This is a genomic window from Streptomyces roseus (assembly GCF_001044425.1).
GTDB lineage: Bacteria > Actinomycetota > Actinomycetes > Streptomycetales > Streptomycetaceae > Streptomyces > Streptomyces roseus.
The window spans coordinates 84795-95271 of the sequence record NZ_LFML01000079.1 but is presented as its reverse complement, the minus strand read 5'-3'; the positions used below and the strand labels follow the sequence as shown (position 1 = coordinate 95271).

The 10477-nt window shown below is 72.1% G+C and carries 8 protein-coding genes and 1 pseudogene; 7 read left to right on the top strand and 2 right to left on the bottom strand.

All coding sequences use genetic code 11. The annotated features are described in order from the left end of the window. Positions 1-86: 86 nt before the first annotated feature. A pseudogene (locus ACS04_RS20555) lies at positions 87-806 on the top strand (ISL3 family transposase); the annotation flags it as partial. Between the two features lie 149 nt (positions 807-955). After that, positions 956-1546, top strand: a complete 591-nt coding sequence (locus ACS04_RS20550; protein WP_048478123.1) for a hypothetical protein — start codon at positions 956-958, stop codon at positions 1544-1546. Between the two features lie 58 nt (positions 1547-1604). Here ACS04_RS20550 and ACS04_RS36415 read toward each other — a convergent pair whose 3' ends face one another. Next, a complete protein-coding gene (locus ACS04_RS36415) occupies positions 1605-3044 on the bottom strand; it encodes an NsdA family TPR-like regulatory protein (RefSeq protein WP_053080858.1) in 1440 nt (479 codons plus the stop codon). A gap of 327 nt (positions 3045-3371) precedes the next feature. Between ACS04_RS36415 and ACS04_RS20540 the strand changes: the two genes are divergently transcribed. From ACS04_RS20540 to ACS04_RS20520, 5 genes are read left to right on the top strand one after another with little or no spacing between them, the layout of a single operon-like run. After that, the gene (locus ACS04_RS20540; protein ID WP_048478122.1) at positions 3372-4550 is read left to right on the top strand and encodes a cytochrome P450; all 1179 of its coding nucleotides are present in this window, start codon (positions 3372-3374) and stop codon (positions 4548-4550) included. Positions 4551-4593: 43 nt separating this feature from the next. Next, positions 4594-5994: a preATP grasp domain-containing protein gene (locus ACS04_RS20535; RefSeq protein ID WP_048478121.1), complete on the top strand. Its 1401-nt coding sequence runs from the start codon at positions 4594-4596 to the stop codon at positions 5992-5994. Between the two features lie 14 nt (positions 5995-6008). After that, positions 6009-6962 (top strand): aspartyl/asparaginyl beta-hydroxylase domain-containing protein, encoded by a 954-nt coding sequence (locus tag ACS04_RS20530; RefSeq protein WP_053080857.1) that lies wholly within the window; start codon positions 6009-6011, stop codon positions 6960-6962. 25 nt (positions 6963-6987) lie between these two features. Further along, positions 6988-8139 (top strand): glycine amidinotransferase, encoded by a 1152-nt coding sequence (locus ACS04_RS20525; protein WP_048478120.1) that lies wholly within the window; start codon positions 6988-6990, stop codon positions 8137-8139. Next, on the top strand, positions 8136-9380 hold the full coding sequence (locus ACS04_RS20520; protein WP_048478119.1) for an ATP-grasp domain-containing protein: 1245 nt from the start codon (positions 8136-8138) through the stop codon (positions 9378-9380). Before ACS04_RS20525 ends, ACS04_RS20520 begins: the two co-directional genes overlap by 4 nt. 60 nt (positions 9381-9440) lie before the next feature. Here the strand turns inward: ACS04_RS20520 and ACS04_RS20515 are convergent, their stop codons facing one another. Then, positions 9441-10424, bottom strand: a complete 984-nt coding sequence (locus ACS04_RS20515; RefSeq protein WP_048478118.1) for a phosphotransferase family protein — start codon at positions 10422-10424, stop codon at positions 9441-9443. Positions 10425-10477 lie beyond the last annotated feature (53 nt).

The window sequence follows — 10477 nt, the reverse complement described above, 5'->3', positions numbered from 1 at the left end:
GACAAGCGCGGCTACGTCTACCTCGGAACCGTTACCGCAGCCGCGCTCGTCATCTGGCTCCGCTCGTGATCGCCAGGACACCGCCTAGAGCCCGGCATGCCACCATCCACGCCCTGATCGAGGCGGGGCACAGCCGACGCTCGATCCAGCGGCAGCTTGGCATGACCTACCGCACCGTACAGCGATTCGCCGACGCTCCACTGCCGGAAGACCTCTTCACCGGCCAGTGGCAGAACCGGTCCTCCGTCCTGGACGAGTACAAGCCCTACCTTGATGACCGCTGGAGCGAGGGCTGCACCAACGCCTGGAAACTGTGGGAGGAGATCGTGCCCCTCGGCTACCAGGGCAGCTACGGGCGCGTCCGCGCCTACCTGCACCTCAAACGCACATCTCCGCGGCCGGTGGCTGCCCGGCCACCGTCGCCCCGCGCAGTCGTCGGATGGATCCTGCGGCGCCCTGAGACGCTCAGTGAGTCCGAACAGCTCCAGCTCAAGACCGTCTCGACCAACTGCCCCGAAATCGCCGCCCTCACCAGCCACGTCCGGTCCTTCGCGGTCATGCTGACCGAGCGCCAAGGCGAACACCTGCCACAGTGGCTCGATGCCGTCCGGCAGGACGACCTCCCCAGCCTCCACACCCTCGCCACAGGACTCGAACGCGACCGCGACGCCGTCATCGCCGGCCTCACCCTGCCCTGGAGCTCGGGCGTCGTCGAAGGACACGTCAACAGGATCAAGATGCTCAAGCGCCAAATGTTCGGACGCGCAGGCTTCCGACTCCTCCGCAAACGCGTCCTACTTTCGTAACGGAGAGTGGCAAGACCACAGAACCTGAGCCAGAACCCGTTCTCGTGAACAAAGCCAAGGCGGGGCGCAGTCCGAACACCGCATAATCCCCTGCTGTGGGAGGCGGCAGATACAGTCCTGCCTGCCGCACGCAGCGCAGGGGGCCTGAGATGTCAGCACGAAACTTCCATGATTACGCCGATGACCCAGCCATCCTTTACGTCCTGCACCACGAGGTGCAGGACGCGCTCAAGGTGGGCATAGCGAGTGCTGCTGGCCAGGAACTGCGGTTGCAGGCACACCGGCGGCACGGTTGGACAACAGAGCTTCGAATTGAGTTCGAGACCGGTCACCAAGCGCTGCAGGTCGAACGCGCGGTGCTGTCCTTCCTGCGCTCATGCGGGGCAACCTCCACAGTCCTGCAGGCCGCCATGCCGCAGGGCGGATACACAGAGACGCTCGCGCACCCCCGCTTGTTGGGGCTGGACCTGCAGGATCTGTTGCAGGTCACCCACTTGGCGAGCCGCTTGGTACGCAAGGCACACTGCTCGTTGTCCAGGGCCATGCGCGTTCTTTTTGATGCCGTCGGTGTGCTTCAGCTGCTGGTCGAGCGGGGCCACAAGGATCGGGCCCGGGAGGTGCTGTGCCAGGTCCTGCCCCTCCAACTCCAGCTCGCGCAGGCAGTGGGGCGCGATGATATAGCGCTTGAAGTGCATGAGTTCCTGCAGGCAGTAGAGGCGAAGTGGACAGCGCCAGCCTGACCGATCCGCCCGCCTGGCGCGACAGGTCAGGTCCGCCGCGGCACATCTGGCCTCGCCGTCAGGTGCTGGCGTTGCCGTGGTTGTCGATCAGGGGGACGAGGACGCGGACACGTTCGTGCAGGTCTCCGACTCCCGTGGCCGGTACGCCGGCCAGGACCTGGTCGAGGCGGGTGAGGCGGGCGCGTGACGTCGAGCGGAGCCGGGCGGCGGGGACGCGGGCGAGGACGTCCAGGGCTCGCTGAGCGGCGTCTCCGGGTTGGGTGGGCGCCTCGGCCTGTGCGAGGACCAGGGTGGCCGCGGCCCAGCCGGGGGTGGCTACGGCAGTGGATGCGATGGACGTTTCGGCGGCGGAGCGTGCGCGGTTGTGGTGTCCGAGGGCGATGGCGGACTCGGCCTGGTGGAGGGTGTACTCGGCGGCGTCGAAGCCGAACCGGCCGGGGGCGAACCCGACGGGGTCGGCTTCGAGTTCGCGGGCGGCCGCGGTGAGCGCCGTGTCGGCTTCCTGCTCCCGGCCGAGACCGGCGAGGGAGGTCAGCTGCGCCCATGCGTGTGCCTGGGCTTTCGGCAGGCCGGCGGGGGCGTGGGCGACAGCGCGCTCGGCGTAGGCCAGGGCGTTCTCGTAGCGGTTCTCGGCTCGGGCGACCATGCTTTGCGCGCCCAGGGCCCAGGCGGTCAGGCGTGCGTCGTCGGTGCGGGTGCCGTATGCGGTGGCGGTGGCCAGGTGGGCGCGGGCGCCGGTGTGGTCGTCGAGGTGGAAGGCCAGGTTGCCCATCAGGGCCGAGAGCCAGCCGACGTTGCGGTGAAGTCCGCCCGCGACCTGTTCGTGGACGTGGCCGGTGACCAGGCAGTCGGTGAGCAGGCCGCGGGCGGCCCGTACTTCCTCGAACAGGAGGTACGGGGGGTGTTTGGGGTAGGTGAGGGCGTAGTGCTCGACGGCTGCGTCCGCCAGCTCGGTGACCTCGGTGCTGCCGTGGGGGTCGGCGAGGAGGGCGAGCTGGAGGGATTCGCGGACGGCCGGAAGGCCGGCGGCTGTGGTCATGTGCACCACCATTTCCCGTGCGCCAGCGCTGCACGTGTCGGTCTCGGGCCGACCGTACCGGATCACGGTGGGCAACTCGTGCTCCGGAAAGACTTGTTCGAGGAAGCCCAGGCCGAGCTGTGCGGGGGTGGCGCCGTAGGCGCGGCAGAGCATGACGGTGTACTCGCGGTCGGGGCGCTCGCGGGGGTCGTGTTCCCACCGGCACAGCATCGGATCGGACAGGCTGCGCGGTAACAGCCCGTCGGCGACGTACAGGGCCTTGACCTGGGTGATGGTCTCGGCACGGGACCAGCCCAGCGCGAGCCGCCAGGCCTCCAGCTGCCTCACCTCGGGCAGGGCGCGGCGGATCTCGGCGGCGGTCTGTTCGGTGTCGAGGCGTTCGCGCTCGCAGCGCATCCGGATGCCGGCTGCCTCTTTCTTGATGGCGGCGCGGCGTGAGCGGGCGATGGCGGCGGCCATGGGCACCCCCGGAGGGAGCGGGATATCGGGACAGCAACCGTAGCCCACCCCTGTGACAGGGCGACACCACTCCGTCACAGCCCGTCCAGCGCATTGCGGGAGCCCCGCAATGTCCCCTCGTCCCGGTGGCAATGACGGCGGGTCAGGTGCGGGCTGACTCTGGTGAGGCGAGCCCGACCGGGCAGCGCATCCCGAGGACGAAGGGGGGTGACCCCGTCATGTCCTACGACCACTGATCACCCGCGTGTCCCCCGTGACGGGGGCCCGGGTCCGGCCTCAGCGCCGGGCCCGGGACCCTGTGCCACCCCGCCCTGAGATCACCTGGAGATGCTCGTGCTGCCGGTGCTGACCTACGACCCCCTCGACCCCGCCACCGTCAACAACCCCTACCCGGCCCTGGCCGCCCTGCGGGAGCAGGCCCCGGTGTCCTGGCACGACGGCATGTCCTCCTGGCTGGTCACCCGGTACGCCGACTGCACGGCCGTCCTGCGCGACCACACCGTCTTCGCCCGCGATCGGCGCCGCACCGTCGCCACCGTGCCCGCGGCGAGCCTGAGCGTGCAGTCCTTGGACCCGCCCGACCAGGCCGACGTGCGCTCGCTCTTCATGAACGCCCTGCGCGCTCAGAACCTGCCCGGCCTGGAGGCCCGCGCCCGTACCCGCGCCGCCGGCCTTCTGCACGCGGCGGCCGAGCAGCCGTCGTTCGACGTGATGACCGGGCTCGCCGCACCGCTGTCCCTGTCGGTGGTCTGCGACCTGCTCGGCGTGGACGAGCCGCCGCTGGCCGAGTTTGCCGCCGCCTCCGACGCGATCATGCGCAGCATGGACGGCGGCCTCGACCCCGCCCTGGTCGAGCCCGGCCGCCGGGCCCGCGAGGAGCTGACCGCCCTGGTCGACTCGTGGTTCGCCGACACCGGCCGCCCGAGCGGGCTCCTGGCCCACGTACGCACCCGCATCCCCGCCGGAGCCGGCGAGGTGGAGGAGCTGTTCATCCGCAACACCGCGCGGGTGATGTTCCAGGGCGGCTACAGCACCATGACCGCCGCCCTGGGCAACGCCCTGCACACCCTCACCCGCCACCCGGACGTCCAGTACCGGCTGCGCTCGGAGCCGAGGGTCGTGCCGGGGGCGGCCGAGGAACTGGTCCGCTTCGACGGGCCCGTCCAGGGCACCAGCCGCACCGCCACCCGCGCCACCACGATCGCCGGCATCCCCATCCCGGCAGGCGATGCGGTGGTGCTGCTCTTCGCCGCCGCCAATCGCGACCCCGCCCGCTTCCCCGCCCCCGACCAGCTGCTCCTGGAGCGCCGCGACAACCGGCATCTCGGCTACGGCTGGGGCAGCCACTCCTGCATCGGCACCCGCGCCGCCCAGGCCTGTCTGCGCGCCGCCCTCGACGCCCTGCGCACCCACCCCACGCCGCTCCGGCCGGCGGGCACCGCGCGCCGGCAGCCGTCGGCCACGATGCGCACCTTCGCCGTCCTCCCCGCCACCCTCCACCCCTGACAGCCGCGCCCTCGCCGCCCGCCCTTCTGCTCGGAGACCTCCCTTGCGCATCCTGATCGGCAACCACATCGACCCCGCCATCCGCGCCCGTACGGACATGCGGGCCTGGACCCAGCGTCTGGCCTGGTTCGCCCGCCCCGGCGACGTCCTGATCCTGTGCACCGAACCCGACCCCGTCTTCCTCGACTACGCCCTCACGCTCACCGGCACCGGCCCCGGCGAGGTCACCGTGCTGACCGCACCGCCCGGCCGATACGGCGGCATGCTCATGGACCCCGAAGCGCTCACCGATGCTGCCTTCCTCGACCAGGTCCGCGCCGCGCTGCGGCTGGCCGGCGGCCCGCAGGCGGTCGGCGAGATCTTCGCCCTGTGGCCCTCGGCCTCCGTCGCCCGCTTCGCCACCGCCCTGGGACTCGCCGACCGGATGCCCGGGCTGGCGTACTTCGCGCAGGGTGGCGCCGAGATCGGCAACAACAAGGCCAACTTCCGGGCCATCGCCGCGGCTGCCGGCGTGCCCACGGTTCCCGGGGAGGTCTGCCGCTCCCGCCAGGAGGCCGTCGCCGCCACGCACCGGCTCCTGGCTCAGGCCGAAGCGGTGGTCGTCCAGCAGGCCCACAACGGCGCCGGAGTCGGCAACCAGATCCTCCTCGCCCCCGACAGCCGGCTGGCCACCGACCACGTCGGCGCCCGACACCTGCACCGCCTCACTCCCGGCCCGGACGGCGTCACCGCCTACTGGCAGGAGCGCTGGGACTGGGCGTCCGCCGACGGCCGCCACCCCGTGGTCGTCGCCGCGTTCGCCCCGGGCGCCGAGGCCGTGTACTCCGAGCACTTCGCCGACGACGCCGGCACCTGCCCGACCGAGCAGGGCCGCCTGCACTACGTCGGGCGCCGCCTCTCCCACCAGACCGTCCCGCTCCAGGGCCTGGGCCCGCTGGTCCACGCCCGCCTGGTCGACAACGGCGCCCGCCTGGCCGAGGCCTACCGCGCGCTCGGCTACCGCGGCCACCTGCCCGCCGACGCCATCACCACCCCCGACGGACAGCTCTACTTCACCGAGGTCAACGCCCAGGTCTCCGGGAGCCTGCACATCTACCAGGTCATCGCCCACCGGATCGTCGGCACCGCAGACCACCCGGCCCGCGCGGTCGTCGAGTACCACGTCCCCCCGACCTGGCACGTCCCCGACACCGCCGCCTTCCACCAGGCCCTCGCCGACCTCGACCTGGACTGGAACCCCGCCAGCCGGACCGGGGTGATCGTCTCCATGCCCATCACCCCCGGCCCGGACGGCGCGCAGTTCGTCTTCTGCCTCGCCTACGACCCCAAGACCGGCCACGAGGAGCCCTTCGCCCGGCTCGACGCCCGCTTCGCCACCCGCCCCGCGGCCGCCTTCGACCCCGCCGACCACGTCGGCGCCCCCGTCACCGCCTTCTCCTCCTGAACGGAGACCCACCCATGCCCAGCACACCCCTGCCGCCCGCAGCTGCCCGCCTGAACCGCTCCCTGGACGCCGACCGGCTCGCCGCCGACCTCGCCCAGGTGACCGGCCATACCTGGGACCTCCAGCAGGGCCGCGCCCCGGGCGGCCTGCTCGGCACCGTCACCGACATCGACTGGCGGGTCCTGCCGCTGATCGCACCGAACGGCGACGCGGACCGCACCGACCCCGGCGGCCCCGGCCCCGACACCTACGCCCCCACCGCCTGGCTGGACCGCATGCCCTACCTCGCCGAGGTCCTCGCCGGTATCCCGGCCCCGCTGAACGCCGCCCGCCTCATGGCCCTCGGCCCGGGCGCCGTCGGCGAGCGGCACTGCGACCCCAAGTACAGCCTGGCCCGCGGCTGCGCCCGCCTCCACATCCCCCTGACCACCAACCCCGACGCCGTCCTCTACCTCGACGGCACCGAGCACACCTGGCAGCCCGGAGAGTTCTGGTACGGCGACTTCTCCCGCGAGCACGCCGTCCGCAACCTCGGCACCACCACCCGCGTCCACGCCGTCATCGACGTCCTGTTCACCACGGAGCTCGCCTCGCTGTTCCCGCCCGCCTGGCAGGAGCAGCTGACCGACGCCGACGCGCTCATCAACTACCCCACCCCGCTGGGCCGGACCATCCCCGCCGGCCTGCCCCGCACCCTGCTCCTCCCAGCCGGGTTCACCGACTTCAGCCTCGACCAGCCCCTCGACGGCGACCCGACAACGGCGAAGCTCGACCAGGCGGCCGGCCACCTCACGCTCACCACCGCCGAGCGGACTTTCGCGCTGCTGCCCGCCGGCCCGGGGGAGTGGCGGTTCAGCGCCTGGAGCGAGGCCCGCACCCTCGCCCCCACCCCGGACGGCGGCGCCGTCCTGCACGCCCGCCACGGCCGCACCCACACCCACCGCACCCTCACCGCCGCCACGGCCTGACCCGCGAGACGAAGGAACCTCACCCATGCTCCTGAGCAGCCACGACGACTTCACCCGCCTGCGCGAGATCATCGTCGGATCCGCGGCCAACTACACCGGCCACGACCGCGACGTCTCCTTCGAGCTGTTCCACCACGAGAACCTCACCGGCTTCCGCTCCGACTGGGCCTACCCCCGCCTCGTCACCCCCACCGAAGCCGACACGCGGCCGGAGCAGTGGGCGATCAACCGCCGCTACGCCGCCGAACTCGCCGAGGACGTCGAAGACCTCGCCCAGGTCCTGGCCGACCTCGGCATCACCGTCCACCGGCCGATCCCCCTGCCCGCCGACCCGGCTCCGATCGCCGGCCTGGGCTGGACCGCACCCCCGGTCCCCGCCCTGAACATCCGCGACAACACCCTCATCCTCGGCGACGAGATCATCGAGACCCCGCCCGCGATCCGCGCCCGCTACCTGGAAACCCGCCTCCTCGCCCAGGTATTCACCGACTACTGGCAGGCCGGCGCCCGCTGGACCACGATGCCGCGCCCCACCCTCACCGACGCCAGCTTCGACCTCTCCTACGCCCGCGACGCCACCACCACCCTCGGCGGGCCCACCGAGCCGATCGACGACCCGCAGCCCAGCCCGTACGACGTCGGCTACGAGATGATGCTCGACGGCGCCCAGGTCCTGCGCCTCGGCCGCGACCTGGTGGTCAACATCGCCCAGGCAAACCACGCCCGCGGAGTCGACTGGCTGGAGCGCCACCTGGCCGGCCGCTACCGCATCCACCGCGTCTACCGCATGGCCGACAACCACATCGACTCCATGCTCCTCGCCCTGCGCCCGGGGGTGTTCCTCGCCCGGCACGACGGCATCCGCGACATGCTCCCCGAACCGCTGCAGAGCTGGAAGTTCATCGTCCCGCCCCAGCCGGACACCGGCGCCTTTCCCGCCTACGGCGACGCCGACCTCGTCCTGACCAGCCCCTACATCGACCTCAACGTCCTCTCCGTCGACCCGGACACCGTCCTGGTCAACGCCGACTGCACCGGCCTGATCAAGACCCTCGAAGCCGAGCACTTCACCGTCGTGCCCGTACGGCACCGCCACCGCCGGCTCTTCGGCGGCGGCTTCCACTGCTTCACCCTCGACACCCGCCGAGACGGCACGTGCGAGGACTACCTCACGTGAACCGTCCCGTCCTGCTCCTGGAGGCGGCCGGCCCCGAGTCCGGGCACCTGACCCGGACCGCGGCCGCCTCCGGCCACCCCGTCCACACCGTCACCACCACCGAGGCCCTCACCGGCTACAGCCCCGCCCTGCGCGGCCTGCTGACCGGCACCCTCACCACCGACCTGGGCAACCCGCAGCAGGCCCTCGCCGAAACCGTGGCCTACGCCCGCCGCATCAACGCCGCCGCCGTCCTGACCACCAACGAGTACCTCACCCCTCTGGCCGCCCACACCTGCGCCCTCCTGGACCTGCCCGGCAACGAACCCGTCCGCGCGCACGCCGCCCGCGACAAAGCCGCCATGGCCGACGCCTTCACCACCGCAGGCGTCACCGCGCCCCGCACCCACACCATCGCCACCCCGGCCATGCTCCGAACCCGGTTCCTGCGGCCCGGCATGCGGCTCCCCGTCATCGTCAAACCGGCCGACGCCGCCGGCTCCCAGGGCGTCACCGTCCTCGCCCGCCTCCACGACGCCGACACCGCCTGGCAGACGGCCCACACCGCGCCGGGCATGTACGCGGCCACGGTAGGCCGTACGGTGCTGCTCCAGCAGTACATCCCGGGCCGCGAGTACAGCGTCGAGTCGTTCACCCAGCACGGGCGAACCACCCACCTGGCCATCACCACCAAGACCACCACCCGAGGCCCCCACCGGGTCGAACTCGCCCACAGCCTGCCGACCCAGCTCCCGCCCGCGCTGGAACAGGCCATCCATCGGGAGGTGGCGAGGGCGGTCCGCGCCGTCGGCATCCGCAACGGCGCCTCCCACACCGAGGTCATCGTCACCCCCATCGGCCGCCCGTACGTCATCGAAACCGCAGCACGCATCGGCGCCGGCCACATCGGCGAACTTCTCCACCACGCCCTGGGCATCAACCCCTGGACAGCCCTCCTCGACATCGCCCTCGGCCGCCCCGCCCGGCTCACCCCCGCCCGCCGCCACCACGCCACTGTCCGCTTCCTTACCAGCCCGGCCGCCGGACGCCTCACCGCCGTTACCGGCCTGCCCCGACCAGGCCCGGACATCCCCCTTGTCCGGCTCCGCGCCCGCCCCGGCGACGCGGTCGGTCCCGCCCACACCAACGCTGGACGGCTCGGCTGCTTCATCGTCGTCAGCCCCGACGCCCGCACCACCCAGGCCCGCGTCGCCCAACTCCTCGACGACATCGACATCCACGTCGAACCGCAGCCCGCCTGACCCAACGAGGAAGGGGGCGCCACCCAGACCTGGGTGGCGCCCCCTTCGGTGTATCCGTGGTCAGATCAGGGCGGCCAGCTCCTCGGCGACCGCGCCGTAGGAGTCTTCGACTCCGGCCTCGTTGCCGAGCCGGTGCCGCTCCAGGCGCAGCGCGCCGAGGTGGCGCACCTCGTACAGGTGCCGCCGCCACGCGCCGGCCTCGGTCTCCTCGGGGCGGCCGTAGGAGTCGAAGAACGCCAGGCGGGCGTCCTGCTTGGCCCGGGCCATCCGCATCGTCCAGTCCGCCTCCGGATCCCCCCAACAGGTGCGGTCCATGTCCAGGACGCCGCAGATCGTGGGGACCGGGGCGGCTGCGAGCATGGTGTTCACCGTCCACAGGTCCCCGGTCAGCAGCCGCGGCACCGCGACCTCGTCGAGGACCTGGGCGCCGGCCTGGGCGGCGTCGGCGGCCTTACGGAGGTCGGCCGCGTCCAGGCCGCAGCCCTCCACGTCCTCGGAGATCAGGCGCAGGGACGTGACGACGGCCTCGCTCCAACGCGCGTGTCCGGGACCGGTGACCGGACCGAACCACGGTCCTGCGACAGCATGCACGGAAGCCGTGATCTCCCCCATCTGCCGGAAGAACGCCCCATGCGTCTCCTTCGGGTAGGACCCGAGGAGTTCCGGCGCCGGGGTGCCGGGCAGGAAGGACTGGATCATCCAGTCCCGTCCGATGACAGCCTGGGTGAAGTCGGCCGCCAGGACCCGCGGCATGAGGTCGGCAATCGGCGCGAGCCACGGCACCGACGCGTACTCCGCGCGCATCAGCTCCTGCTCGGAGTGGAACTGCCTGTCCGGTTCGGGTGCCACGCGCAGGACGACCGGCTCCTCGCGGCCGCCGAGGTCGATGCGGTAGGTGGTGTTGTACATGCCGCCGCCCAGCTCCGTCGCGGAACGGACCTCGGTGCCAGGCCCGAAGGCTCGTCGGGCGACCGCCAGGATCTGGCGTTCGGTCAGGCCCTGCTGAAAGGCGTTGGCGGACCGCTCGATGACGTGGAGTTCCACGGGACTTCCTTCCGGGCTGTGAGGACTTCGGGAACTGGGCTGGAGGCTGCTGG

What these genes read in the sequence shown, in the direction of transcription:
- ACS04_RS20550 (WP_048478123.1), top strand. Translation starts at nt 956, where the DNA reads ATGTCAGCACGAAACTTCCATGATTACGCCGATGACCCAGCCATCCTT.
- ACS04_RS36415 (WP_053080858.1), bottom strand. Translation starts at nt 3,044, where the DNA reads ATGGCCGCCGCCATCGCCCGCTCACGCCGCGCCGCCATCAAGAAAGAG.
- ACS04_RS20540 (WP_048478122.1), top strand. Translation starts at nt 3,372, where the DNA reads ATGCTCGTGCTGCCGGTGCTGACCTACGACCCCCTCGACCCCGCCACC.
- ACS04_RS20530 (WP_053080857.1), top strand. Translation starts at nt 6,009, where the DNA reads ATGCCCAGCACACCCCTGCCGCCCGCAGCTGCCCGCCTGAACCGCTCC.
- ACS04_RS20525 (WP_048478120.1), top strand. Translation starts at nt 6,988, where the DNA reads ATGCTCCTGAGCAGCCACGACGACTTCACCCGCCTGCGCGAGATCATC.